Source organism: Micromonospora andamanensis (assembly GCF_016863495.1).
Lineage (GTDB): Bacteria > Actinomycetota > Actinomycetes > Mycobacteriales > Micromonosporaceae > Micromonospora > Micromonospora andamanensis.
Genome location: NZ_BOOZ01000011.1, coordinates 137,557 through 162,551, shown reverse-complemented (window position 1 = coordinate 162,551; position 24,995 = coordinate 137,557). Strand labels below are relative to the sequence as shown.

22 protein-coding genes and 1 tRNA gene are annotated in these 24,995 nt (G+C 67.3%); 9 read left to right on the top strand and 14 right to left on the bottom strand.

Annotated features, from left to right (window positions below):
• Positions 1-79: 79 nt before the first annotated feature.
• The 4 genes from Van01_RS12015 to Van01_RS12000 form a co-directional block, all read right to left on the bottom strand.
• Entirely contained in the window at positions 80-394 is a 315-nt protein-coding gene (locus tag Van01_RS12015; protein ID WP_204005843.1) for a transcriptional regulator, read from the bottom strand.
• The gene (locus Van01_RS12010; protein WP_204005841.1) at positions 394-786 is read right to left on the bottom strand and encodes a type II toxin-antitoxin system RelE/ParE family toxin; all 393 of its coding nucleotides are present in this window, start codon (positions 784-786) and stop codon (positions 394-396) included. Before Van01_RS12010 ends, Van01_RS12015 begins: the two co-directional genes overlap by 1 nt.
• A 461-nt stretch (positions 787-1,247) precedes the next feature.
• Complete coding sequence (locus Van01_RS12005) at positions 1,248-1,583, bottom strand: PPC domain-containing DNA-binding protein (protein WP_204005839.1); 336 nt, start codon at positions 1,581-1,583, stop codon at positions 1,248-1,250.
• Positions 1,584-1,599: 16 nt separating this feature from the next.
• Positions 1,600-2,700, bottom strand: coding sequence for a helix-turn-helix domain-containing protein (locus Van01_RS12000; RefSeq protein WP_275410312.1), 1,101 nt, complete (start codon positions 2,698-2,700; stop codon positions 1,600-1,602).
• Positions 2,701-3,439: 739 nt separating this feature from the next.
• On the opposite strand from Van01_RS12000, the gene Van01_RS33765 reads away from it, so the two are divergent.
• Both Van01_RS33765 and murC read left to right on the top strand, forming a co-directional pair.
• Positions 3,440-3,913: a helix-turn-helix domain-containing protein gene (locus Van01_RS33765; RefSeq protein WP_204005834.1), complete on the top strand. Its 474-nt coding sequence runs from the start codon at positions 3,440-3,442 to the stop codon at positions 3,911-3,913.
• Positions 3,914-4,272: 359 nt separating this feature from the next.
• Positions 4,273-5,718 (top strand): UDP-N-acetylmuramate--L-alanine ligase, encoded by a 1,446-nt coding sequence (murC, locus tag Van01_RS11990; RefSeq protein WP_204005832.1) that lies wholly within the window; start codon positions 4,273-4,275, stop codon positions 5,716-5,718.
• Between the two features lie 3 nt (positions 5,719-5,721).
• On the opposite strand, the gene Van01_RS11985 is transcribed toward murC, so the two are convergent.
• Entirely contained in the window at positions 5,722-7,119 is a 1,398-nt protein-coding gene (locus Van01_RS11985; protein ID WP_204005830.1) for a UDP-N-acetylmuramoyl-tripeptide--D-alanyl-D-alanine ligase, read from the bottom strand.
• 635 nt (positions 7,120-7,754) lie between these two features.
• On the opposite strand from Van01_RS11985, the gene Van01_RS11980 reads away from it, so the two are divergent.
• On the top strand, positions 7,755-8,822 hold the full coding sequence (locus Van01_RS11980; protein ID WP_204005828.1) for a DNA-methyltransferase: 1,068 nt from the start codon (positions 7,755-7,757) through the stop codon (positions 8,820-8,822).
• Here Van01_RS11980 and Van01_RS11975 read toward each other — a convergent pair.
• From Van01_RS11975 to Van01_RS11965, 3 genes are all read right to left on the bottom strand, one after another.
• Positions 8,801-10,222, bottom strand: a complete 1,422-nt coding sequence (locus Van01_RS11975) for a 5-methylcytosine restriction system specificity protein McrC (protein ID WP_204005826.1) — start codon at positions 10,220-10,222, stop codon at positions 8,801-8,803. The genes Van01_RS11980 and Van01_RS11975 overlap by 22 nt on opposite strands.
• A complete protein-coding gene (locus Van01_RS11970; RefSeq protein ID WP_204005824.1) occupies positions 10,219-11,028 on the bottom strand; it encodes an McrB family protein in 810 nt (269 codons plus the stop codon). The genes Van01_RS11975 and Van01_RS11970 overlap by 4 nt, the downstream gene beginning before the upstream one ends.
• Before the next feature lie 147 nt (positions 11,029-11,175).
• Entirely contained in the window at positions 11,176-11,820 is a 645-nt protein-coding gene (locus Van01_RS11965) for a hypothetical protein (RefSeq protein ID WP_204005815.1), read from the bottom strand.
• A 287-nt stretch (positions 11,821-12,107) separates the two neighbouring features.
• Between Van01_RS11965 and Van01_RS32990 the strand changes: the two genes are divergently transcribed.
• Positions 12,108-12,758, top strand: a complete 651-nt coding sequence (locus tag Van01_RS32990; RefSeq protein WP_239099014.1) for a hypothetical protein — start codon at positions 12,108-12,110, stop codon at positions 12,756-12,758.
• Positions 12,759-12,819: 61 nt separating this feature from the next.
• On the opposite strand, the gene Van01_RS11955 is transcribed toward Van01_RS32990, so the two are convergent.
• Positions 12,820-13,827 (bottom strand): sigma-70 RNA polymerase sigma factor region 4 domain-containing protein, encoded by a 1,008-nt coding sequence (locus Van01_RS11955; RefSeq protein WP_204005813.1) that lies wholly within the window; start codon positions 13,825-13,827, stop codon positions 12,820-12,822.
• A gap of 1,244 nt (positions 13,828-15,071) precedes the next feature.
• On the opposite strand from Van01_RS11955, the gene Van01_RS11950 reads away from it, so the two are divergent.
• The 4 genes from Van01_RS11950 (at position 15,072) to Van01_RS11935 (ending at position 18,711) form a co-directional block, all read left to right on the top strand.
• A complete protein-coding gene (locus tag Van01_RS11950) occupies positions 15,072-15,251 on the top strand; it encodes a hypothetical protein (RefSeq protein ID WP_204005811.1) in 180 nt (59 codons plus the stop codon).
• A complete protein-coding gene (locus tag Van01_RS11945; RefSeq protein ID WP_204005809.1) occupies positions 15,248-15,637 on the top strand; it encodes a hypothetical protein in 390 nt (129 codons plus the stop codon). The genes Van01_RS11950 and Van01_RS11945 overlap by 4 nt, the downstream gene beginning before the upstream one ends.
• Positions 15,634-17,139: an FtsK/SpoIIIE domain-containing protein gene (locus tag Van01_RS33480; protein WP_204005808.1), complete on the top strand. Its 1,506-nt coding sequence runs from the start codon at positions 15,634-15,636 to the stop codon at positions 17,137-17,139. Before Van01_RS11945 ends, Van01_RS33480 begins: the two co-directional genes overlap by 4 nt.
• A gap of 141 nt (positions 17,140-17,280) precedes the next feature.
• Positions 17,281-18,711, top strand: a complete 1,431-nt coding sequence (locus Van01_RS11935) for a replication initiator (protein ID WP_204005807.1) — start codon at positions 17,281-17,283, stop codon at positions 18,709-18,711.
• Positions 18,712-18,892: 181 nt separating this feature from the next.
• On the opposite strand, the gene Van01_RS11925 is transcribed toward Van01_RS11935, so the two are convergent.
• Positions 18,893-19,129: a hypothetical protein gene (locus tag Van01_RS11925; protein ID WP_204005805.1), complete on the bottom strand. Its 237-nt coding sequence runs from the start codon at positions 19,127-19,129 to the stop codon at positions 18,893-18,895.
• Between the two features lie 74 nt (positions 19,130-19,203).
• Between Van01_RS11925 and Van01_RS11920 the strand changes: the two genes are divergently transcribed.
• Positions 19,204-20,796 (top strand): tyrosine-type recombinase/integrase, encoded by a 1,593-nt coding sequence (locus Van01_RS11920; protein WP_239099013.1) that lies wholly within the window; start codon positions 19,204-19,206, stop codon positions 20,794-20,796.
• Here Van01_RS11920 and Van01_RS11915 read toward each other — a convergent pair.
• The 4 genes from Van01_RS11915 to Van01_RS11900 all read right to left on the bottom strand — a co-directional run bounded on the left by Van01_RS11915 (position 20,797) and on the right by Van01_RS11900 (position 24,952).
• A tRNA-Ile gene (locus tag Van01_RS11915) sits at positions 20,797-20,873 on the bottom strand.
• Between the two features lie 152 nt (positions 20,874-21,025).
• Positions 21,026-22,723 (bottom strand): M16 family metallopeptidase, encoded by a 1,698-nt coding sequence (locus Van01_RS11910; RefSeq protein WP_204005804.1) that lies wholly within the window; start codon positions 22,721-22,723, stop codon positions 21,026-21,028.
• Complete coding sequence (locus Van01_RS11905; RefSeq protein WP_239099012.1) at positions 22,720-23,670, bottom strand: tetratricopeptide repeat protein; 951 nt, start codon at positions 23,668-23,670, stop codon at positions 22,720-22,722. The genes Van01_RS11910 and Van01_RS11905 overlap by 4 nt, the downstream gene beginning before the upstream one ends.
• 46 nt (positions 23,671-23,716) lie before the next feature.
• The gene (locus Van01_RS11900; protein ID WP_204005802.1) at positions 23,717-24,952 is read right to left on the bottom strand and encodes an FAD-dependent oxidoreductase; all 1,236 of its coding nucleotides are present in this window, start codon (positions 24,950-24,952) and stop codon (positions 23,717-23,719) included.
• Positions 24,953-24,995: the final 43 nt, after the last annotated feature.

Sequence of the window (24,995 nt, the reverse complement as noted above, 5' to 3'; positions counted from 1 at the left end):
AGACGGCGACCATCGCCGGTGATCCGTTGCCGCTGCGGATGTGCAGGTCAGGAGCGCGGCGCGGCGGCCCGGCGCAGGATCAGGCGATCTGACGGAGATCGCTGCCGTAGTCGAAGATGATCCGCATCCGCGCGCCCAGCGCTCGGGCGTACCGGCTCAGGGTCGCGACCTCGTTGGCCTCCAGGTCGCCGTTCTCGATCTGGCTGACCCGGCCCGGCGTGACCCCCATCAACTCGGCCACCTGCCGCTGAGTGAGACCGAGCCGCTTACGCTCCTCGGCAAGGTGGAACGCACTGACCCACGCCTCGGTACGGGCGCGCTCCGCATCGAGCGCGGCGTCGTCTCCGTCGTGCAACTCGGCACGGATGTCGTCCCAGTCATGGAAGTCGCCCATCAGCCCTCCCTCCGCTTCCTCTCAAAGGCGAGCCAGCCCTCGTACGCGACCTCGGCGACCGGGATCGCTTCCTCATACCATCGAGACCAGTCGCCAGCCTTGTTTCCGGCCACCAACAGCACCGCCTGCGACCAGGGATCAAAGACGAACAGAACCCGGATCGCGACGTCCCGCCCAGACCTCGGTCGCAACTCCTTGAGGTTGCTGATGCTCGAACCTTTGAGCATGTCGACCAGTGGACGCCCCAAACCCGGACCGGCGTCAGCGAGCATGTCGATCGCCACGTTGACCGACCGGTACGTCGCCGGATCAGTTTGGCGGAGCGAGCGCAACCAGTCGCGGACATCGCTTGTCGTTCTGATCGCCCAGCGACGATCGGAGCCGTGGGGCATAGGACCAACTATAGCCCAGCCTATATCTCCGGGCACCATGCGAACCTAGAAGTGCAGGTCGAGAGCTGAATGACATCGGTTGGTGGGGCGGGCGGGACTCGAACCCGCGACCGAGGGATTATGAGTTGAATCCCGATCGTGATTGCGGGTGACGGGCAGTCTGTAGGGGTGTCTATCTATGCAGGTAGACACCCCTACGGCTGTTCATTGGTAGTAAACGGTGTCGCTCAGTCTGTAGGCGTCCGGGCTCACACCGGGCTCACTTTGGCTGCTGCTCCGCCTGGGCCGCGCCGGGATCTGCGGAGCACGGTCCGAGCACCTGAGTCGGCCAGGTCGGTTGGCTTGGCCCCGCCGCGTGGGCCGGGCTGAGTCCCTCGCTTTGATGGAGCGGTCGCCTGCTGCCAGCCGGTGCAGGGGTAGCGGTAGGTGATTCGGCCGATTCCTTCTGACTGTGGTTACCCCTACTCCAACGGGATCGTGTACGCGTGCACGAAGAAGGTTTCGACGCGCGCCCAGTGCAGGTGACCGGCAAGTGCTCCGTCGCCCTCTCGGCCGAGGACCACATGCACATGGACTTTGCCGTCCCGGATCTCGCCGGTGCCGCTCAACTCGAATGGTTGCCGGTACTCGTTGACGATGTCCGTGCTTGCGTCGTCCGCAGGCATGTTGCTGATCGCGCACTCATCGACAGCACCGATGAGAGAGACGATTGCGCCATTGGCTATGCCCTCTTCTGCTGCACGCCGCGTAAGCGTGTCGATTACTTCTTCACCAGGCTTGACGCTCAACAGCTTCATCGGCTGCTTATCCAATCTATAGGGGAGTCGCACCGGCCAGCACTGCCGCATATGCGCGCAGGTTCTCGCGGCACGGTTCGTTCCTCACGGCCAACATCAGAGCGGATCGCATCCGCATGTCCTCGGCATCTACGCAGTTCGCGAGCAGCACCGCGCTACACCATCGGGCGGCAGCGTCCCGGTTGTTCGCAAGCTCATCAGCAAGACGGCGCGACGCCCAAGTTTTCGTGTCGTGGCCTTCGCCAAGCGTCCAGTCGGCTGCTTGTGTGTTTGTCGCGCCGGATAGATCGGCTGCTTGCCCCCACGGCAGTTCCAGGACTCGGCTGGCGACGGCTGTGACGTAGAGGTGTCGGGCGTCTTGGTCGCTGCGGATGGCCGAAATTGCCGCATCGCCAAGGTCAGCCGCTCCCACCTTGGCGAGGATGCCGGCGGAGTTGACTCTCAGGACTGCGGTGGCACCGCTACGCATCCATGCGGTCAGGCCCCGGCGTGCTTGCTCATTCTCGGCTGCCAGAGCGCTGATGGTGAGATCGGTGGCGTGACTGGTCTGGGCAGTGGCGAGGAGATGCCCGCTGCCCTGGGCGATGTCACCGAATACGCGGTGGGCGACGAGAACGTCGGTCAGTGCCGGGTCCGTGAATCGGTAGGCTCCGTCTGCTGTTCGTAGGACGTGTGGGTGCGTGTTCAGGCGGTAAGCGATTGGCTGGGGGATTCGGGAAGGATCCAGCTCGTCCTTACGGTTTTGCCAAAGCTGCCATGCGAGCCAATCGACGGCTTCGTGGTCGCCGATTGACTGACCAGGCATCGAAGGACCGCATAGAAGCCTGTTGGCGGCGGTGGCGGCCGTAGAGGAGAAGAACTGGCGGCGGTTCACTGTGCCCTCTTTCTCGTCCACCTCTTCGCTAGCGGATGGCAGGGCGAACCACAATCGGTCTTCCGGTATGTGTAGCACTGCTGCCCACTGCGCCAGGCGGTCAAGGTGGACGACGGGGGGACCGTTCTCGATCCGGCTTAGTTGAGCTTGGCTTATGCCGACCCAGGAAGCGGCTTGATCTTGAGATATCGGGTGGCGGCCATGGTGGGGGTGGGTTCGCCAGGCTCGGATCACTCGGCCCATGTGGCGGTCTTGTAGCGCTCGGGCAAGGACGACCTCGTTCCAAAAGTCGGCCGGAACCTTCGGCGCTGACTCTGGGTGCTGTCGGTCGTGGGACGAGCAGGGTGAACAGCGGCCACCGGTGTTGTCGCGTGCGAGCCGTGCGCCGCAGCGGCAATAGCGGGTCTGGCGGGTCGATGTCATCTTGGCGTCCTTGCGTGGCTGCCGAGCCTTGATGGTAGGCAGTGCCTCTCCAAGATCCCATCCGAGTGTCGGTTGTGCCCATGCATGAGGTGCATATCGACATCCGCCCTCTGTCATGTTGCCCAAGGTCCGCCCCGCGGCATCGTGTCGTAACGATAAGCGACAGGTCGATTACGGCGCTGCGGCTCCTGCTTTGCGCTGCTCAGTCCACGCAGGCAGGCGGTCGGCACGTTGCGCTAGGCCGGATAACGCCCGGTCTCCCGCTCGCAACGCGTACGGCCACCAGCGTGAAAGGCGGTTGAGGATGGCCCTGTACCCCGGCGGCGAACAGGTAGATGCCGCGCAGGTTGCGCTTGAGCGACACGCGGTGTCGAGCGCGGATGGTAGGTGTCTGAGCTGCGGAACGGCGGGGCCGTGCGCTTCCCGGGAAGCAGCGGTGTTGGTGTTCACGCGATCACTACGTCTGCCCAGCCGCCGGCCCGGGGCTACTCGCCCGGAGCTGATCGGCGCGCGTCGTGTCGGTGTGCCCATGCTGCTCGCGACGCGGTAGGTGGCCGTCATGGCAGTTGCCTCCGATGCGCTTATCCCCCTACGCGCTGCTGCGGAGCCGGTGACGCCGGCAACGGTGGCGGATGCTCGTCGGTTGTTGGGGGCTCGGTTAGCGAACACGCGTAGGGCTGCCAGCGTCAGGCAGGTGGACCTCGCCCGGATGGTGCGCTGGTCGCGCAGCACGGTCGCCAGCGTCGAGACGGGACGGCAGTCAACTCCAAGAGAGTTCTGGTTGGCGTGTGATCTTGCGCTGGGTGCCGGTGGTTTGTTGGTGGCCGCGTGGGCGGAAACCGAGGTGCTGTCGAGCCGCTTACGCGATCAGACAGCGATGGAGCGGATCCGGCTGCGCTTGTCTGAGTCGCCGCCAAGGTGCGTGTGCCGCGATCTTCAACTCCTGCTTACTGAAGTAGCAGGAGCTACGTCGGCGGCGCACCTCGGCCGTTCGTCCGTCATGCAAGCGGATAGAAGACAGCGCCGTGGATGAGGACGCGGGCCTGACCAGTCCTCGGCACCGTCCGCATCGGTCACGCCGTTTCCCGGGCGGCCGGGCGTGCGTCTGTCCGGCATGCCGGTCAGGGCGTAGGCGCAAGCGCCTGACCCCTTCGCCGACGGTGCCGCCTGCGGGCTACCTGCCGTCGCTTCGGGCCGCTCCACCGTCTGCTTCGGCCACACGAGTGTCGGATGGCCCGACACAGATCGATTGGACTCGCGCGGTCGAGATGGTGACTCGGGGTCAACCCGGCCGCGTGCAAGGAGTCGCACGAGTGGAAGGAGTGAATCCCTCTAGCACGTCAGCTCATGGCACGAACCCATCAGCTTTTACACAGAAGGAGACACGGCACCATGACCGACACGATCACTGGTAACCCGACAATCGAGGCGTACACCGGTCCGATTGACCTGTCCCGTCCGCACTTCGTGGGCATCGGCGGTTGCGCGATGTCCGGCCTGGCGCGGCTGCTGGCAGAGTTGGGTCACGAGGTCAGCGGCAGCGATCTACGTGACTCGGCCACGCTGGCGGCGCTGCGTGCGGCCGGCGTCCGAGCGCAGGTCGGGCACGATCCGGCGTACATCAAGGGCGCTAGCTGCGTCGTCTACACCACCGTTGCGCAGAACGCGCCGGAGGTGCGTGCGGCCCGGGTCGCGGGCATTCCGGTGGTGCACCGGGCGCAAGTCCTCGACGTGTTGGCCGCCGCGCGGCGGCTGGTGGCGGTGTCCGGGTCGCACGGCAAGTCCACCACGGCGGGCATGCTCGCTCACATCCTGCGCACGCTTGGTCAGGACCCGAGTTACCTGATCGGTGCCGACGTGACCGGGGCGGGCTCGGGTGCCCACCTCGGCGCGTCCCGGCTGTTGGTGGCGGAGGCGGACGAGTCGGACCGCTCGTTCCACTTTCTCACTCCGTCGATCGCGGTCATCACTAATGTGACCGACGACCACCCGGAGAACTTCGTCAGCCACGCCGAGGTTCTGCGTGCCTACGTCGGGTTCGGCGGCCGGGTCGCCCCCGACGGGTTCCTGATCGTCAACGCGGATTGCGTGGGGGCGACGGTGGCCGCCGACGTGATCGCCGACGAGCGTCCCGACCTGACGGTACTGCGCTATGGCCGGGACCGGACAGCGGACGTGCGGCTGTTGGACGTGCACACCGAGGGCTGGAGTGCGTCCGCGACGGTGCGGATGCCGAACGGAACGGAGGTCCGGCTGACCCTGCCGACTCCGGCGGCGCACCACCTGGACAACGCGGCGGCGGCCACTGCGTGCGCGGCGGCGCTGGGCCTGGACCCCGGCGACGTGGCCGGGGCAGTGTGCACTTTCGCCGGGGTGCGTCGGCGGTTCGAGCACATCGACACCCGGGCCGGGGTGACGGTGATCGACTCCTACGCCGATCACCCGCACGAGATCGCCGCCGATCTGGATGCCGCGCGCACCCTGGCGCGGGGTCGGGTGTTCGTGGTGTTCCAGCCGTCCGGGCACGCCCGCGTCCTGGCGTTCGGGGAACGCATCGGCGGCGTTCTGGCGGACAAGGCCGATCACGTCCTGCTCCTGGATGTGCACGGCACGGTGCCGACCGGTCGACCCGTGGCGGACGCCTCCGCGATCATGGCCCGGCTGCGCGAGGGCGACTACTGCCTGCCGCTCGGCCCGGGCCAGGCGGCGCGGCTCATCGGGCGGATGGCTGGCCGCGGTGACGTGGTGCTGACGATGGGCACCGGTGACGTAACCGGCTACGGTGCGGCGATCCTTGACGCCCTGAGCAGCCGGACCGAGGTCGCGCTGTCCGCGTGAGTCCTACGCCTGGGCGGTGACAGCGCCGGGTTCCTCGACGAGCTTGTCCGCGAGCGCGAGGAGCCCGGCGCTGTTGGCTGCCTTGACCAACACCACGTCGCCCGGCCGCAACCCGTCGCGCAGCAACTCCCACGCCTCGGCCACGTTGCCCGCCCGGTCTACGGCCGTGCCGTTGCCGGCTGCTCCGCTGGCGTACTGCTCGGCGTCGGCTCCGCCGATGGCGACCAGCCACCCGGCTCCGATCTCGGCCACCTGTTGCCCGATCTCGCGGTGTACCTGTGCGGCGTGCTCGCCCAGCTCGGCCATCTCCCCGAGCACCGCGACCGCCCGCCGACCGTCGCCGGCCATTGCGTGCAAGGCGCGCAACGCGGCCCGCATCGCGTCAGGCGCAGCGTTGTAGGCGTCGTTGATGACGGTCACCCCGTCGGCGCGGGTGCTGACCTGCATTCGACCCGGCGACACCGCCTCGGCTTGTGACACTGCCTCGGCTACCGCCTCGATCGGGTGCCCCAGACCGAGGGCAACCGTGGCGGCGGCCAGCGCGTTGGACGCCTGGTGCAGCCCGTAGAGGCGCAACCGCACCTCGGCGGCCTGGCCGTCGTGCATCAGCCGGAAGCTGGCGCGGCCCAACTCATCCACAGTCACGCGCTCGGCGCGCACGTCAGCCGGATTGTCGATGCCGTAGGTCAACACTCGGGCGCGGGTACGGCTCGCCATAGCGGCCACCAACGCGTCGTCGCCGTTGAGCACCGCCAACCCGCCGTCGCGGGCGTCGGGCAGCGCTTCCACGATCTCACCCTTGGCCTGGGCGATGTTCTCCACCGACCCGAACTCGCCAAGGTGCGCGTGTCCGACGCGGGTTACGACGCTGACGGTGGGCGGAGCGATCCGGGTCAGGTACGCCACGTGCCCGATGCCGCGTGCGCCCATCTCCAACACCAGATAGCGGGTGTCGGCGGTGGCGCGGGTGACCGTGTACGGCAACCCAAGCTCGTTGTTGTTCGACGCCCGGTTGGCCACCGTGGCACCCCACGAGGGCAGCATCTGGGCGAGGATGTCCTTGGTCGACGTCTTGCCCACCGAGCCGGTCACCCCGATCACGGTGGTTTGCGGCAGCCGGTCCACCACTGCGCGGGCGAGTCGCCCGTAGGCGGTGGGTACGTCCTCGACGACCACGGCGGGTACTCCGACCGGCCGTGACGCCAGCACCGCTGCCGCGCCGGCCTCGATGGCCTGGGCAGCGTAGTCGTGCCCGTCGACGCGCTCACCGGGCAGCGCCACGAACATGCCGCCGGCCTCGACGCAACGGCTGTCGAACACGACGGGCGCGGTGACGGTAACGCCTTCGGCCGCGTCGTGTACTGCCCCGCCGATCGCGGCCCTGATCTCTTGCAGAGTCATCGGAAGCACGAGATGAACCTACCGTGCCGGGTTTCCGTCGCGCCTGGTCCATCGGTCGCTGTAGTTGGATGGGTTCCAGCACCGCGCGAGCCTCCACCCCCGTGGGCGGCCGTAAGTCGTGGCGTTGTCGAAGTGGTTGCTGGTGTAACCGCAGGATTGTGGGGTGCCATCCGCTCTGCCTCCCGCCCTGCGACCGGCTCGTTTACACACAGCGAAGCGGACAGGATGGACCCTCGGCAACGTCGAGCACTCTTCGTCTGAGCGACCGTGCTCAGACGTCCCCTGTCTGCTTGGCCTTGCTGCTCGGCCCGCAGGCCAGACTGCCCACAGGAGCACCGCTCATTCGGACGTAACGGCGAACAGCGGGCGCACTGCCGTCAGCATGACTCGCCGGACACGGTCCTCGACGACCACCGATCTACCGGCTATACATGCCTGAGAGTTGTCGCGGTTGGCTGGATATGATCTTCGGGGACTTGTCCGGCCAGGTAACTGCCCGGCCCCTGACCGCAGCACCGATCCGAGCCAAGGCAGAAGGAAGGGAAGCCCGCATGAAGCGCCACTCCAGGACGTCTCCGGTGCCCGCACCGGAGACCGGATCGGAGCCCGCAGCAGCCCGACCAAACCTCGGCGCTGTGTCCGTCACCCAGCTTGAAGACTGGGAGCGCGAGCTTTTCGAGCCTCAGCTCACCTTCACGTCCGGCGATGCCCGCAAGACCGGCCTGCCCGAGAACTCAGTCGACCTGATTGTCACATCGCCGCCATACTGGAACAAAAGGGACTACGGGCACACGGATCAGATCGGGCAAGAGGCGACACCCCAGGCGTATGTCCACGCCATACTGGAATGCCTTGAAGAGTGGAAACGCGTTCTCCGGCCGCACGGCTCGGTCTTCCTAAACGTCGGTGACACCTATTTTAAGAAGTCACTGCTCGGCATTCCCGGCCGCATTGAGTGGGACGCTGTCAACAGCGGCGGCTGGCTAGTTCGCAACAGGATCATTTGGGCCAAGGAGTCTGGCATGCCAGACCCGGCAAAGAACCGACTTGCCAACCGCCACGAGTACATCATCCACCTTACTCCGTCCGCAGACTACTATTATGACCTTGTCGGGTACTCGGAGTCAGTCGGTAATGGCGCGAATCCGGGTGACGTTTGGATAATCAATCCGGAGCGAAACATGGGTGAGCACCTTGCCCCGTTCCCACGTGAGATAGTTCGCCGCGCGATTCAACTAGCCGCGCCCGCTCAGGTCTGCGCGACCTGCAACGTGCCGCGCCGTCGCGTGATCGAGCGCACGTCTGAACTCGATCCCAAGCGACCGCAAGCCAAACGGGCAATGGAGTTGGCCGAAGAACACAAATTGACGGCAGATCATATCCGTGCAATCCAGGCGTTCGGCGTCTCCGATGTCGGCAAAGCCACCAAGTTTCAGAGTGGGACCGGCCGTAACAGCCTCGAAGTGCAGAGACTTGCCATGGAAGCAAAGGCGGTTCTTGGTGGCTACTTCCGTGAATTTACTTTCGCCAAAAAGCGCACAGTTGGCTGGACTGACTGCGGACACGGAACACCCGCTCGCGGCGTCGTCCTTGACCCCTTCGCCGGCACTGGCACGACTTTGAAGACCGCGAATGTGGAAGGCCGCGACGCAGTCGGCGTCGATCTAGTACCTCTCATGAATCAGGCGGACGTCGGCGGCTGACCAATGGCTAGTCCGGCGAGGCCGGCCATGGTCGCTGCCATGTCGGCCAGTGCTGCATCAGTTCTGTCTTCCGTAGACAAATCAAGCCTGTAGTCGTATACGTCGACCGAGCGTACTCGACCGACGTATACAAGTCCCTTCGTACCCTTGAACCAAGGGTGGATTAGTACGGTGAAGTCGAGACCATAGCGTAGGGCGTATGTGACTGCCTGCTCGACCTCATCACGCTCGGGTAGGACGTCGTCAAATCTCGCATTTTTGCCGTGAACTGTATTCTTGACTTCGGCAATGAGTCGGAAGCTGCCGTCGAGACCTCGTAGGACAACGTCGGGCTGCGCCTTGCCCGGGTCAAGGCTAGCGAGTGCATTAATCGGCTTCCCGAGTGGGGAAGGAAGAGGATCTGGAACATCGTACAGATCGACTCGTCCCTCGGAATTCCCGTCGAGGACCTCCATCGGCCAACCCTGTCTTGCCGCAGATTTGGATAAGCTGACACGAACAAAATTCTCGAACAGCTTGTTGGTGTCGATTAGAAGGGAGCTTAATCGCACGTCGGTGCCGCCGAGTTCAAGCGCAATACCGACGCCACGGAGGATAACGATCGACAGGTCTAGCGCCGACCGATAATAGGCGCGCGCTTCGGGAAGAGGCGTCAAACCAAGCACTAATGAGTCATCGAGGAACTGGTAGCTTGTGTCCTCTTCGACCTCTTCGAAGGCGAGCAGTTGTCCAGCTAGCCGGGTAATCTTTGCGCGGTCGCCCTTGCGCGGCTTCGCCTTCGACTTCGAAAGATGAGCGTGGACCGCCTGCATCGCAGATTTGATGCAGCGGTTCGCCGGAATATCGATGGTGCGCTCGAACCATGAATAAGTGGCTTTATTCGGCACGCCGCGCGCAGCGAAGCGCTGCATCGTCCGAGTAAAGTCGATGCGGCCGTGCGGGAAGCAGCCCTCATCGTCCCGGCGCTCATAGGACCGCATCATGCCGGCGTCGAGCAGCTCGTCCAGGTAGTCGAGCAGCGCGTCGGCGTAGACGTCCATAGCCCAGTCGTCGGCACTGCCGCGACTAGAGTACTCGCGGAAGGCGGACAGAGCCAATACGTCGTGCCCAGTCTCGATCACCATACGCGTCAAGTTAGCGATCGGGACGCGAGGCTTAACTCGAACAATCACCCGGTCGTTCAGAGGGATTACACCGACGTATGACGTGGCTTGAAGTCGCAGCACACCTCTGCGGAAGTTCGCGCGAAGAATATCGCGTCCGTCAATCTCCGGGTTCAGGACCAAATGGTGGTCACCGCTGAGCCACAGCGCGGCATCGATCTCGATGTTGTCGTGTTCGGCGCACTCCACGACTATCAGATCCGCGGCGGCTTCAGTCACTTCGGCGGCTCGGGTCACGGCTGGCCGGTCTGGGCGGCTACGGGTTCCGGCACCGAGAAAACGTGGGCCCACGCCGTCTCCAGATCTGCGCGGGTATTCTCGTCGCGGCGGAATGCCCGCTGTACTAGGTACTTCAGCTGATACTCCCAAATGTCCCAGAGGGACGCCTCGTCTGTTGCGGTAGAAAAGTAGGCATGTCCTACTGCGGCGGCCGGATTTTTCCGCGCATGCCCGTTAATCCGCCCAAACCATCGGACAACCCCGGCCTTGAGCTTCTCTTCCATCCCGTTGTCATCGAGCATTTCCAGTAGGACGGCCTTGTCCGGATCCATCGAAACTTTGGCGAAGCGTCGCTCGAAGGCGGCGTCGACTTCGTCCACTCCTCGGTCGAATGGATTCATTGTCGCGAGGATTACTAGATTGGACGGAACTCTAATCTCTTCACCATTAGCAATAGTGAATGGAAGTTCGCGCTTGCTGCGTTCGACGTAGGTCAGGGCTTCGCCAAATACCCTCCCGACGTCCGCGCGGGACAACTCGTCGATGACCAGGGCGTACGTGTTGCCTCGATCTTTATCCGCGGCGTCCGCAAGCCTGAGGAACGGACCCTTCTTAAAACCAAATCCACCTTGGTTAGGGGACAGTCCAAGCATAAAGTCTTCGTACTGGTAGCTGGCGTGAAACTGAACGAATGCGCAGCGCTTCTTGTCGCCTCCAGTAAGCGCTTGCGCCGCAGAGTGCGCGAAGAATGACTTTGAGGTTCCTGGGGGGCCGGTGAGAATAACCCCGCCATAGATGCTGGCGAGGCGGGCGATCTCCTGCACGCGAGGATGATCTCCAGTAATCTCTGGCGCGTCCGGAGCGGAGGAGGCGTGACTGCTCGCCGCCTTCGCCCGGGAGCCGATACCCAAGTCGTCGGCGGTGAGAGTTCGAACTCCGGGAATTAACTTTTCAAGCATTGGCCCCCCAAATCAAGAATTAAGGGTGACGGGTGGATCTGATTGTGCAAACCAGTCGAAATCAACATTGGTGGGCAAATCGACATTGAATAGGATTGCGAATTCCTCCTGCGCATCATCGGGATAATCGAATCTCAACCGGAACGCTTCAATTAGATCGCTAGGACCAGGGGTGCCTGCGATGATGAAGCCGTCGTTGCGCAGAAAATAGGCCCCGAGTGCAAGCGCTGAGACCGGAACATCGTAAAGCAGTTCGCTCAGCGCTCGCCCGACGTGATCCCGGGGAAGAAAATACTCGCCCGTCGAGCGCCCCATCCATCCGCCGTGCTTCAGGCGGGAGATCGACCCTGGCGACCAGCTGCCAGGGATGTTTCCCGCGCGCCAGAAGCTAGACAGTAGTTCCCCCGGCCGCCGCTGCCCGCGATCTATAAGAGGGAAGTAGTAGGGCTTCGTTGGATTACCAGGCATTCTAATTAGGGCAAGCAACTCATCCGACGACGCGGATGCTTCGCTCAGCTTCCCTGCGCGCTGCTGCGTGCGCAGGTGTAGATACATCACGAACGTCGGGTGGAGCCGCTGAGACGCGAGGGCTTCGATCCCCCAGCGCACGGCTTCAGCTGTCAGGACGTGCGTCGGCGTTTGTTTCCTGTCAGGCACTCGATGAGCCTAGCGGCGTGTTCCCCAGTTACCCAGGCTCGCCCAAGCCGCGCGTCAGCGTCGTCGGCCGGCTGAAGCAACCCGCGTCGTGCCCGATCGGCGAACAGACGACAGAGCAAGCCGCCTCAGCGCGTCACGGCTCTAGTCGGGAATGGCACCAGGTCAACTCTCGCGAGGCTAACTAGCAGTGTGCCAAGCTGTGATTTATGTACCGCAACTCACCTGTTCGTCGCCAAAGCGTGTGGGCTCGGCGGTTGACGCGTGGGCGCTTGCGTTCGGGACGGTGGATGTTGCCGAAGCCGCGTACGCGGGCGGCCTGGGCGTCCTGGGCTGATGATCTGTACAACCTGCGGTCCGAGGTCGCCCACGATCAGGTATGGCGTGCTCAGGCGCAAGGCGCGGACGCGCCGGTGAGGGTGCTGCCGGTCGGTGATCCGGCTGTGCCGTTGGGCAAGCGTGCTGCCGAGCCTCGCGGGTTGTCCGAGGCGTCGCGGCGTCGTCGGGCGCTGGCGGATCAGGTGGCGAACAGCCTTGCGGATCAGCCGACGATCGACCCGTGGCGTGCGGGAACGGACGTGCTCGCGCAACAGGTGTTGCCGGCGCGGTTGGGCGATGATCCGGCGATGCGGCAACCCTTTGTCGATGCTGCCGCTGTGGTGGAGCGGGGTGGGCCGGGTGTGCTGCGGGTCGTTCCCGGTGACGGCGGGGTGGTGCTACGGGTGCACGGGCCGTCGTGGTCGCTGGTGTTCCGGGTCAGCCCGATCGTCAACGCCATCGTGGTCTTTGTGGATGCGACGTCCCGCTACGGCTGGCGGGTGGAGGACGACACGGAATCCCGTGAGCTGATCCAAGAAGCGGTCACGCGTGTGGTGGCGGAGGCAGCGCGCTACGGGTGGGGCGGAGACAAGTATGCGCGCCCGGTGACGCCGGTCGCCTAGAGGGCTGTCCGGCCGCCTCGTGGGTGCGGTGCGACGTTCACGGAGCGGCCGGACTCAGCGTCTAGCTGGGCGGTCGCTGCTGCGGTATACGGGCGATGAGTCGGCGGAGTTGCCGTACGGCGGTGGCGCGGCGTTTGGATGCGTTGCTTTGGGAGAGGTTCAGGTCGGCGGCGACCTGGCCGAGGGGTTCGCCGTCGAGGTAGGTACGTCGCAGGAGTTCGGCGCTGGCAGGGTCGATCCGGTCGGCGGGTGGCAGCTGGGCGGACTGCGCGACGAATTCTTGTAGGCGGGTGACGACGGCTTCCATGCCTCGCCGGTCGGGTCCGTCGTGGTGCCTGACCTGGTGCGCGCTGATCTCGTCGTCGCCGCCCACGGGCACCTCTCGGGATTCTTCCTCGCGGAGGCGCGTCATGCGATCCTCGTGCTCAGCAGCGGTTTCGTCGGGGCGGCGGGTGAGCTGTTTGCGGCGGTGCTTGGTGCGTCCGCTGGCGTGGTCGTACGCGCCGCCGAGTAGCCGGGGGTAGACGTTGGGCCGGTCGATGTCCAGCCGCCAGCGAGTGCCGGCCGTGGTGGTCACGGTGGCTTGCATCCGGTCGAGGAAGGCGTAGATCAGCGTGTATTGGGCGGCGATCAGGCGCTTGGCGGGATCGTCGGGCATGGCGAGTCGGGCGGCGCGGGAGAGCAGTCCACGGGCGGCGACGCCGAGGGCGTAGAGGTTCCAGTCTTCGCGGTTGTCGGGATCGTCGCGGACGTGGGCGACGATGTGCCGCCATACCTGGTCTTTGATTTCGCGGCTGGCGTCGTCAGCCAGCAGGCGGCGTAGGACCTCATCGGCGCGGGCGGGGCGGGGGTCGTCGGTGCCGGTGAGCCAGCCTTTCGGCACTCCGACGCGGCAGAGCGTGATGGCGGCGGAGAGCACTTGGCCGGCGGGAAGCGCCTTCTGTCTGACGAGGGCGGCAACCGGGTCGGGCGCAGCGTCGGCGGGTGGTGGTGGTGGTGCGGAGAAGGTGAGGTGGCCGGGCAGGGCTATGCCGTGGGGGTGCCTTGCGGGCACTCGGTGTTCGGGCACGGGTTCGTGTCCTCCCAACGTCGCCTCGGGCTGGGTGGAACACGCCAGGCCGCCTGTCGGCGGTGGTGAGCCGGGTCGACGCTGGCCCCTGATGCGGCCCGGCGTGCTCCGGACACCGCCGGGAGTCGCACAAGGGTGCGAGATTCGCTCGTGGGTGCCATGCCGTTTGCGTGGCCCCGCTGCGAGCCCTCGTCGTCGCTCGGCTCCACAACCGACAACCGGACCGACCCCCCATGCCGGCCAGACCTTGATCTCTGAGCGTACGCGCGGGCCTGAAGAAATCTTCGAGTTGCGCCCACCAATCTTTCGATCTTGGAATATCCGGGCCCCTGGCGGTCCCCTTTGGTGGGTAGAAGGATCCGTGCGCGTGGCGCGGCGACATGAGGAGGGGGATAAAGATCGGAGATGTCGGGACCGTGGATGGCCGGCGGTGGCGTCATGCCTGCTGCCGTCGCGTTCGCGCTGCTCAGCCTCGGCGTTCGGGGGCAAGCCGGCTTGCCGGCGCGGCAGCACCTCCAAGCCCGGCCGTGAATCGACCGTATGCGAGTCGTCGGCGCTCTTGATGCTGTGGCCAGCGGTTTCGGCCAGTGTTGGCCGCATCGGTGAGGATCGGTCGCGGTTCGGGCGTGTCGGCTGGCCTCCTGGTGACGATGGTGATCCGGTCGCCCGCCCGACTTGCCGACGGGTGAGGTCGCCGTGCCGTCGTCCGCTGTGGTCGGAGTCGGCGTGGTGTGCATCCGTGTTCGGGGGCCGGCGTGAGGCTGACGCCTGGTTGTTGGCTACTGGTCGTCTCCGGTGTCGTGTGCGCTCTGTTCTCTCTGGCGCGGGGCGGGGGACCGGCCGCCAGGCCGCAGCCCCCGACCCCGCCCACCGCTCCTTTCCCCCTCTCCCCTGTCTCGCGGGACCGGCCATGCCGATCTCGCTCTTGACCAAGTAGGGAAACTCGTACGCACCTCTACCCCTCCGGGGTGTTGACCGTGCTCGCCTCGCCCCTGGCGTCTTGGCCGTGATCGCCAGTCGCCCGGTGCGCGGGGTCCGCGCCGTTCCTCGTGGTGCCGTCCGCTCGTGGCCGTCCGGCTGCGAGTCGCTGCCGCGCCCGCTCGCCCGGAACGCGTCGCGCTTGGTCTGTCTGCCCGGCCTCCGGGTAGCCGACCTGGGTCGCCTCGACCCCGGCTCGGTCCATCCTGCTCGTCCTGCCTCTGGACGGCGCAGTCGCTGCCAACTGTCCTATTAGGAGGTTTGTCGTGCCTTCTCGCTACTGCCGCGCCCTTGCGGAGCCGATCCGGTCGCGCCTCGTACCGGTGGTGCGGAGTCGCGGTCCGCCCCGGCTGCCGGGCTGCGTGCTGTCCCTGTCCCGACTACCGCACCACCTGTACGGCACCACCTCCGAGCACTACCTCATCCAACCTTGGAGTTTGTTGTGAACAGCATTCCTGTTGATCTTTCTCGTCTGACCGGCCTGCTGTGCGTGGCTGCGCCGGAACCCAAGACCGATCTCGACGGTGAGCAGCGCAAGGACCGCGACGGTAACCACCTGTGGGTGACCGGACTCGCGGTACGTCGGGCCGGTACCCGTAAGGCGTCGGTGATCGACGTGCAGACCTCCGCCCAGCCGGAAGGCGTGACGGAGGGAAGCCCGGTCGGTGTGACCGAGCTGGACGTGTCGCTGTGGGAGATTGAGGGCCGGCACGGCTTGTCCTACAAGGCGGCGTCGATCTACCCGAAGCGGCCTGGCAACGGTGGTGGCTCGCCTGCGGTGCCGACCCCGCCCCAGCGGGAGCGCGGCGGCGGTAAGGCCACCGGCTCATGATCGCCGCAGTAGTGATGCCGGCGGCATCGGCCGCAGTGCCGACGCCTACGCCGTCACCGTCGATGGCCCCCGGGATTCCCGGCTTCGTGCCGCGCTTCCCGGGGGTCACCCTCGACCAGCTTCAGGCGTGGCTACCCACGATCATCACCGCCGTCGTGGTCCTGGTGGCCGTCGTCGTGGCGCTGGCCGTGGTGTCGCGGCTGCTGCGCCAGCTGGCACCCCGCGCCCACTGGTACCTGTTCGGGTTTGCGCTGCTGCGCATGCGGATGCGCCGCTCCTGGCGGCACCTGTGCCTCAACGCGCAGTTGACCGGCACCGACCGGCCCACCACCGGGCAACTCGGGCCACTCCTGGTCAAGGGTCGGCTGATCATGCCGGTCCTGCCGTTGCTGCGGCGTATCCGACCCCGCTCCTTCGGGGCGACAGCGGTGATCCTGCTGCATCCCGGGCAGGTCCCGGAGCCGTTCGTGAACGCGGCGGAGGCGATGGCACACGCCTGGGGTGTGCACGCCGTGCGGGTCGACGCACGACTACGCGGCCGGATCCGGTTGACCATCCTCACCGCCGATCCCCTCACCGCGCAGCGGACGGAGGCGGCGGCCTGGGCGACCGGACCGTCACCGAAGGAGACCGCGATGGCCTCCTGCCCCTCGGAGGCCATCGAACTGCTTGCCTCGGCGGTGGCGGTGCCGGCGGACCTGGCGGCCGATGTGGGGCAGCGGGAGGACGGACAGCAGTGGGTGGTCGACCTGGTGACCTTCCCGCACTGGCTGATCACCGGGGCCACGCAGTCAGGCAAGTCCACGCTGATCAACGCCGCCGTAGCGCGGTGGGCGGCGCGGCCGGTGGCGCTGGTCGGGATCGACTGCAAGGGCGGCATGGAGTTGGCCCCCCACGCACCCCGGCTGTCCGCTCTGGCTACCGACCGGGCGGAAGCGGCGGACGTCCTGGCCGCACTCGTCGCGGAAACGCAGCGGCGGATGAGCCTGTGCCGCCAGCACGGGGCGCGCAACATCTGGCAGCTCGCGCCCGAGGTGCGGCCGGTGCCGGTGGTCGTGATCGTCGACGAGTTGGCAGAGCTGTACCTGGTCGCCTCCCGTGCGGACAAGGACGAGGCGCTGCGGGCGACAACGAACCTGTTGCGATTGGCTCAGCTCGGCGCGGCCCTCGGCGTGCACCTGGTCGTGGCCGGGCAACGGGTCGGCTCCGACCTCGGTCCCGGCGTGACCGCGTTGCGTGCCCAGCTCGCCGGGCGGATCTGTCTGCGGGTCAACGATGAGGAAACCGTGGACATGACCTTGGGCGACCTCTACCCGGACGCGGTGGAAGCCGCCCAGCAGATCGACCCCGCCGTGAAGGGCATCGCGGTCACCACCGCCGACCACGCGGGCTGGATCCGTGCCCGCTCGGTCTACCTGTCGCCGGAGCAGTTGGCGGCCGTCATCGCGGCCACGGCACACCTGGCGCCGGTCCTGCCCGGCCTCACCCCACCCGCCGCCTGACCTGCGGCCATCCCGACGCGAACGGAGGTAACCGATGCGACCACGACCATCCCGCCCCGCTCCACCGACCCGTGACGACGGACCACCACCGGATCGGCACCCCGACGCCCGCCACCCCTACGCGAGGAGCAGAGGACCACCATGCCCACCCCCGCCCCCGGCGGGCCTGACGAGGGCCTGTCGTTCACTGACCGAGAGATCCTGTCCACCGCCACGCACCCCGACTTCCGGGCGTGGTTGGCCCGTGTGCGCCACATCGGCGGTTGCCAACACCCGGTGCACCTGGTCGGCCACACCTTGACCGTGGACGCCTCTACCGGTCGCCTGGTGCACTCCTTCACATCGGCCGAGCAGCCGCACGGGCGGCTCACCATCGCCTGCGGCAACCGGCGGCAGTCGCGCTGCGAACCGTGCGCCCGTCTGCACCAGGGCGACACGTACCACCTCGTCGTGTCCGGGCTCGCCGGCGGCAAGGGCCTCCCCGACACCGTGAGAAGCCATCCGCGCGTGTTCGTCACATTCACCGCGCCCAGCTTCGGCCCCGTCCACCGGCACACCACCGACAAACCCTGCCGACCCTCACGCGGCAGGCGGGGCCTCGTCTGCGGCCACGGCCGGCCCCTGTGGTGCCTCGACCGACACACCTCCGGCGACCCGCTCACCGGTGCCCCACTCTGCGCCGACTGCTACGACTACCCGGCCGCGGTGCTGTGGAACGCCCACACCCGCGACCTGTGGCAACGCCTGCACCGCAACCTCTACGAAGCCATCGCCACCACCCGGGGCATCTCCCGCACCGCCGTCCGCAACGCGGTCCGCGTCGCCTACGCCAAAGTCGCGGAATACCAGCGGCGCGGATCGGTCCACTTCCACGCCGTCATGCGCTTCGACGGCCCCACCCCCGACGCCCCACCCCCGGCCTGGGCCACCCTGGCACTGCTGGTGCGGACCATCCGCACCGCCACCCGCCGAGTGCACCTGGCCGTACCCGGCCTGGACACCATCCTGCGGTTCGGCGCGCAGCTCGACATCCGGCCCATCCTGCCCGGCCACCACGGCGACGATCTCACCGAGCGGGCCGTGGCCTCCTACATCGCCAAGTACGTCACGAAACCTGAGGTCGCCGGCATCACCGTGGACCGGCCCATCCGCGACGCCATCACCATCTCCGTCCTTCCCGTCACCGATCACGCCCGCACCCTCATCCGCATCTGCTGGACCCTCGCCAGCCGCGCCGAATACAAGTCGCTGAACCTGCGGCGGTGGGCGCACCAGCTCGGCTACCGGGGCCACATCGCCACCAAAAGCCGCGCCTACTCGACCACCTACACGGCACTGCGCGCTGCCCGTGAACAACACCGCCGCGACCACAACGACCAGGAGGAAACGTCCGACGACATCGACACCATCACCGACAAGGACTGGACCTACACCGGCAATGGCCACACCCCCGGACAAGCCATGTTCGCCGACGGCATCGCGGACGACCTACGGACCGCCCGCGAAGCCGCCCATGACGCTCGCATGAGCGTTGACACTCATCAGGAGACATGCAATGAGCACGACTATTGACAGCACTTGGACTATCGAAGCCGTCCGTGCACTTGGCTTGACGACGGACGTAGAAACAGCCGGAGCGATCCTCGGGATCGGCCGGAGCAAGGCGTACGCACTCGCCAAGCGTGGACAGTTCCCCGTGCGGGTGCTCCGCGTCGGGCGAAACTACGTCGTCCCCGTGCCGGCGATCCTCGAACTACTCGGCGTCCGGGCCGTTACCTGACTTCACTGTCCATTCAGGAACATGCCGACCCGACAGCACGTCATCGACCAGAAGCGCGACGATGCCGGCGGCGGTGAGATCCGGCCGCATGCTCACCAGCTTGTCAACCTCGCTGCGTGAGAGCCGGATCTTGACCTGCTGGTCGCGCTTCTCCTCGCCGGGAAGCGCCGGCAATCCCTGAGCAGCTTCGACCACCCGGCGTCGTCGCATAGCGCACCTTCCATCAACCATTCTGGGAAGTGGTACCATTATAGGTACCACTTCCCCTCTCCCAAGGAGGAACCTTGAGAGGATCAGTATTCCGCCGCTGCGCCTGTCGAGATCCGCTGACCGGCAAGCAGTACGGGCAATCGTGCCCCAAGCTCAACCAGCGGCGACACGGCACCTGGGGCGTACGCCAAGAGCTTCCATCGAACGCCGAGGGCGAACGTCGTACGTTCCGCCGGTCGGGCTACTCGACCGCCACGGAGGCCCAAGCGGATCTGGATGCCGTCCGCGCGCTGCTGGCCATACCCGACGCCGATGACGTCGACGGTCGCCAGCGCATGGGGGATCTGCTGGAGCGCGTGGCGTCCGACCGGGAGCCGCTTCCTGACCTGGAGGAAACGCGGCGCAAGTTCCGTAGCGGGCAGTCGTTGACCGCACGCATCACGGTCGGGGAATGGCTCGACACCTGGCTTGCTGGCCGGAAGATTCGTCGCAACACCATCAACCGGTACGGCCGGGATATCCGACTCCACCTCAAGCCGCGCATTGGCAATATCCGTCTTGACCGGCTGCGCGTGTCCCACCTGACAGAGATGTTCAACGCGATCGTTGAGCGGAACATCGAGATCGAGGAAGCGAACGCCCTACGGCGTGCCGCGATCGACGAACTGAAGTCGCTCAAGGGGCGTGAGCGCCGCCGCGCCGCGCGTGCCGCCATCGCTGAAATGCCGCCGTTCCGCCGTACCGTGGGGCCAACGACGCGACGGCACATCCGGGCGACGCTGCGGGCCGCCTTGAACGACGCCATCACGCAAGAGCTGATCACCTTCAATCCGGCGGCTCACGTTGAGCTTGACCCCGTTCGTCGGCCGAGGGCAATGGTGTGGACAGACGAGCGTGTTGCGCGGTGGCAAGCCACCAACGAAAGGCCATCGCCCGTCATGGTGTGGACTCCCGAACAGACAGGGGCCTTCCTCGACTTCATCGCCGACGACGAGCTGTACGCGCTCTTTCATTTGATCGCGTTTCGAGGGCTGCGCAGAGGCGAGGCGTGCGGCCTGCGGCCGGAAGACCTGGATCTCAAGGGCAAGACCCTCACAGTTGCCACGCAACTCGTGGAGATCAGCGGAGAGATCGAGGAGAACGCGCCGAAGAGCGATGCCGGAAACCGCATCGTCGCCCTGGATCGCGACAGCCTGAAGGTGGCCAAGCGCCACCTCAAACGACAGCGGAAGGCTCAGGAGGAAGCCGGAGCGGCATGGGTAGAGAGTGGGCGTCTGTTCACCCGGCCGACCGGTGAGTGGGTCGAGCCCAACTGGCTGTCGGACTACTTCGATCGACTGGTACGCAAGGCGGGCTTGCCGCCGATCCGCCTGCACGATCTACGCCACGGCGCTGCCACGATCGCTCTCGCGGCCGGCACCGAGATGAAAGTGGTCCAGGACATGCTGGGCCACTCCTCGATCTCACTGACGTCCGACACCTACACCTCGGTTCTGCCGGAGCTGGCACGGGAAGCAGCCGAGGCAGCCGTCCGCCTGGTCCCCCGTCAGGGCTCCAGGCGATCCGCCGGGCTCACGTCGGGCTCACAGCGGCCCTCTGCATCGACGCCGAGCAGTGGAAAAGATCGCAAGAGCGGCAAGAAACACCAGGTCAAGCGCGCTTCTTAATGGTGGGGCGGGCGGGACTCGAACCCGCGACCGAGGGATTATGAGTCCCCTGCTCTAACCGGCTGAGCTACCGCCCCGGTACCGGGCGGATCTTATCCCGCCCGGTCGATCACCGGCCAATGAGCCTTCCCGACCTTCCCTCGCGGCCCGACGGCCCGCCAGGTCGGACGCTGTCCGTGAGCGCCCGTGCGGTGCCCGTCGAGTGGGATTCCGTGTCGACGGCCTCTCCTCACCGGCGTCGCCCTCGTGTCAGCAGCACGATGGGCAACGCGAGGATAACAGTGAGCAGCCAGCCGATCACGACCGCACCCCACAGTACGGCGACGTCCTCCTCAGCTGTGGGACTGATGAACATGCCGATGGTGAGCAGCAGGGTGAACCCGCCCACCACGAGGGTGGCGAGGCCACTGAGCACCATCAGCAGGGTCTCCCACGCGGGCCGCTTCGGCTGGCCCGGGTGCTGGCGGGTCTCACGGACGGCACGCGGTTGCGGGATGTGCTCCGGGTCGCGCGGCGGCATTCGGATCTGCCTGTCGACAGGTACGCCGCTGTCGATGACCTGCATCGTCGCCGGGTGCGTGTCGAACAGGGTCGGCTCGATGTGCAGCACTATCGCGTCGTGACCGATGAGCTGCCGGGCGCCGTCGGGCCAGGCGAGCATCGCGGCGCAGTCGGCGTACGCGACGGTGACGGTGCCGCCGGTGCCCAGGTGGCTGACTCCCTCGGTGCCGACGAGCAGACGGCTGTTCCCGTCGCGGGAGTGGTAGGTGGTGCCCGACACGGTCGACTCCGACGAGGTGGGCGCGGCGGTGAAGCCGGCCCAGTCGGCGCTGGTCCCGTCCGGCACCATCAGCAGCGCGGAAGCGTACGCCTCCTGGGCGACCTCGCGCAGGTCCGTGACGGTGACCGTCTTGAGTTCGGCGAGGTGCTCGTCGATTGTGTGGTTCGGTTCGCCGGTGAGCAGGTTGAAGGCGTACGCGGGCAGCCGCGCGGCGTCGAACTCCGCGGTGGCGTACATGTCGACCCGCTTGGCCACCGCGGCGTCCAGGTCGCTCTGCTCGATCCGCCCGAACCGCAGCTTGGCCAGCACGTCGATGAATCCACCGACGACGGCGTCCTGCTTCTCGGCGAGGGCGTCGGCGAGGGCCCGCAGGTGGGCGTGCCCGTCGCCGCGCGGTTCGTACCCGGTGTTGATGGTGTAGGAGAGCCCGGCGTCCTGCCGCAGCGCCCGGAACAGCTCGCGCTCCAGCACTTCGGCGTAGACGGTGGCGGCGGCCCGACGCCGCACCACCGCGTCGAGCACCACAGCCCGCGAGCCGTGCACGAAGTAGGCCGGAGTGGTCGGCAGCGCCGACGACGCGGTCGGTACCGGCTGTCGGACACCGGTGGGCAGGTTCAGCCGCAGCCCCTCGGGCACCCGGTCACCGGCGATCCAGAGCACCGCGTTCTCCCGGGTGAACCAGCGTGCCGCCCACCGGCGCAGTTCCTCGGCGGTGAGCCCGCTCAGCCCCCACTCCGGGTAGCTGCTGAGCCCGTGGTCGCGGGCACCGTGACGCCACAACGGGATGTCGTCGATTGCCGCACCTCCCCGGCTGCTCCACTCGGTGCGCAGGATGTCCTTCTCCACCTCCAGCCGTCCGGTGGGCAGGTCGGTGAGGTTGGCGCAGACGGAGGTCAGGAAGGTGGCGATGTCCGCCGCCGAGCCCTGCATGTGGAAGGTGGTGAAGACCGGTCCGGTGGCACCGTTGAAGTGGTAGTCGGCGGTGCCCAACGGCGCGAGGACGAGGTGTTCGAGCAGGTGGGTGATGCCGTGGCGGGCCAGCGTCTCGTCGGCGGTGCCGACCCGGAAGGTCAGCCCGGCCCGCATCGGCCCGCCGGTGGGGGCGAGCAGGGTCGGCACCCCGTCGGTTTCCAGGTGTTGGATCACGGCCGGCCGCCCTTCGCGTACGCCTTGTCGCGGAACCGCTGGAACTGCGCCACCGCGTCGCCGAAGTAGCCGAACATCGACTCGTCACCGAGGTGCCCGAGGGCGGCGAACTGCTGCGCCGCAGGTGTCCACTCCTGCATCAGGCAGAAGGCGAGGGCGAAGGTGCTGCGTACCTGGACCCAGTCCCAGCCGTGGCGGAACTCGCGGTGCCAGATGGAGCGCTGGGCCGCGTCGTGGATCGCGGCGCGCACCTGCTGGCCGCGTAGGAATGCCCGCGCGGCGGACAGGGTGCCGTGGTCGAAGGCCTGCTCCAGGTGCACCTCGACGACGAGGACGGCGTTGGGCGCGCCGGCCGGTGCGGCGTCGGCGCATTCCCGGGCGAAGTCGTACGCCTTCTCCCAACTGCCGCTCCACTTCGGGCAGAACTGTTGCAGCAGGGAGCCCTGCGCCGGCAGGTGGTGCGGGTGCCCGGCGGCGAGCCGGTCGTAGCGGCGCCGGGCCTCGGCCTGGCCGAGTTGCAGGCCGCGGGCGCTGGTGACCCGCTGGGTCCAGGCTGCCGCGTCCTGCGGGTGGCGGGCGGTGGCCTCGATGAGGATCTGCTCGGCCCGACGCAGATGATCGAAGAACTGGACGAACTGTTCCCGGCTGACGTCCTGTGCCCGGCTGGCCGTCCGGATCCGCCATCCGGCGCGGATCAGGTGCGCCCCCAGCGTGGCCGAGGCCACCGGGTCGTCCGGTTGCTCGGCGAGCGCCTTCCGCAGGAGCGGCTCGGCGTCCGGTGTGTCACCTACCGCGCCGACGAGGACCGTCCGACCGTGGGCGTCCTGGGCGTCGACGAGGGCGCGCAGCGCCGGCCAGTCACCGGCGGCCAGCGCGCCACGGGCGGCGGCCACCTGGGGGTACGCCGCCGCGGCGTCGAAGACCGGCGGCGGGAGGGGTGCGGGCATGGCGAGGATCATAAGTGATCATCTTTGGCCCGGTGACCCCGAATTCTCAGTGCTGACGCAGGTGCCGCAGGGCGGCTCCGGCGCTGCGCCAGCCGCTGGCGAGCGCCCCCTGGATGGACGGGCTGTCGCGGTGGTCACCGGCGACGAACAGCCCGTTTCCCAGCGCCACAGGCTTTCGGAGCCGGCCCTGTGGCGGCGGCGCGGCAGGCAGGGCGGCGGGGATCGTGACGGTGGTCAGATGCTCCCAGTCGGCGGTGGGCCGCCCGTACAGCCGGGTCAGTTCCAGCCGCACGGCTGGCTCGGCCGGTACCGACGGCCCGACCACGGAGGTGGCGATCAGGTGCCGGCCGGCGGGTGCGTACCCAGGCACGGCGTGGCTGACCACGACCGTGTTGGCGATCATCTCGCGGCGGTCTCCGTCGACGAGCAGGATCGGTTCGTCCAACGGCGGCACGACGGACGCGTGGTAGTAGGTGGTGTAGCTGTGCATGCGTACCGGCGGCAGGTCCAGCAGCCGGGTGACGGCGGGCGGGTCGACGGCGACGACGACGGCCCGGCAGCGCAGCTCACCGATTGTGGTCCGGACCCGGCCCGGTGCCACCTCGGAGACTGTGGTGTTCAGGTCGAGCAGCCCGGCCGGCAACGGCGCGGCGACGGCCCGGGGCAGCGCCGCCATACCCTCGGCGGGCAGGCCGACCCGGCCTCGGGCGAACGATCGCAGCACCATCGCCAGGACGTGACTGGAGGTGGCCAGTTCCCGGTCGAGCAGCACGCCGGACAGGAACGGGCGCAACAGGTCCTCGATGATCGCGTGGGACAGGCCGGCACGGCGCAGCGCCGCCTCGGCGGTGGTCTCGGGCGTGGCGAGCAGACGCGCGGCGGGCAGCGTGGCGTAGCCGGCGGCGAGGACGGCGAAACGCAGCCGATCGGTAAGCGACCCGACGCGGGCCAGGGCGGTACCCGGCCCACCCGTCGGCTCGCGTAGCGGGTTGACCAGTCGCAGCAGCTGGCCGCCGCTGCGTACCAGCACCCCGGAAACGAAGAAGCCGAGGTCGAGACGGTCCACGTCGAGCAGCGCACCGACCCGGGGATACGCGGTGTTGAGGACCTGGAAGCCCCGATCGAGCAGGTAACCGTCGACGGCGTCGGTGGCGACCCGGCCACCGAGCCGGTCGGCGGCCTCCACCAGCCGCCAGGACACCCCGGCGCGGTGCAGGCGGCGGGCCGCGGCCAGGCCGGCCAGACCGCCGCCGACGATCACGACGTCGGTGTCAGCGGACATCGGGTACGCCCTGCCCTGGTCGTGCCGGTGCGGGCTGGCGGCG

What these genes read in the sequence shown, in the direction of transcription:
- Van01_RS12015 (WP_204005843.1), bottom strand. Translation starts at nt 394, where the DNA reads ATGGGCGACTTCCATGACTGGGACGACATCCGTGCCGAGTTGCACGAC.
- murC (WP_204005832.1), top strand. Translation starts at nt 4,273, where the DNA reads ATGACCGACACGATCACTGGTAACCCGACAATCGAGGCGTACACCGGT.
- Van01_RS12010 (WP_204005841.1), bottom strand. Translation starts at nt 786, where the DNA reads ATGCCCCACGGCTCCGATCGTCGCTGGGCGATCAGAACGACAAGCGAT.
- Van01_RS32990 (WP_239099014.1), top strand. Translation starts at nt 12,108, where the DNA reads ATGTTGCCGAAGCCGCGTACGCGGGCGGCCTGGGCGTCCTGGGCTGAT.
- Van01_RS12000 (WP_275410312.1), bottom strand. Translation starts at nt 2,700, where the DNA reads ATGGGCCGAGTGATCCGAGCCTGGCGAACCCACCCCCACCATGGCCGC.
- Van01_RS33765 (WP_204005834.1), top strand. Translation starts at nt 3,440, where the DNA reads ATGGCAGTTGCCTCCGATGCGCTTATCCCCCTACGCGCTGCTGCGGAG.
- Van01_RS11900 (WP_204005802.1), bottom strand. Translation starts at nt 24,952, where the DNA reads ATGTCCGCTGACACCGACGTCGTGATCGTCGGCGGCGGTCTGGCCGGC.
- Van01_RS11925 (WP_204005805.1), bottom strand. Translation starts at nt 19,129, where the DNA reads ATGCGACGACGCCGGGTGGTCGAAGCTGCTCAGGGATTGCCGGCGCTT.
- Van01_RS11905 (WP_239099012.1), bottom strand. Translation starts at nt 23,670, where the DNA reads ATGCCCGCACCCCTCCCGCCGCCGGTCTTCGACGCCGCGGCGGCGTAC.
- Van01_RS12005 (WP_204005839.1), bottom strand. Translation starts at nt 1,583, where the DNA reads ATGAAGCTGTTGAGCGTCAAGCCTGGTGAAGAAGTAATCGACACGCTT.
- Van01_RS11935 (WP_204005807.1), top strand. Translation starts at nt 17,281, where the DNA reads ATGCCCACCCCCGCCCCCGGCGGGCCTGACGAGGGCCTGTCGTTCACT.
- Van01_RS11985 (WP_204005830.1), bottom strand. Translation starts at nt 7,119, where the DNA reads ATGACTCTGCAAGAGATCAGGGCCGCGATCGGCGGGGCAGTACACGAC.
- Van01_RS33480 (WP_204005808.1), top strand. Translation starts at nt 15,634, where the DNA reads ATGATCGCCGCAGTAGTGATGCCGGCGGCATCGGCCGCAGTGCCGACG.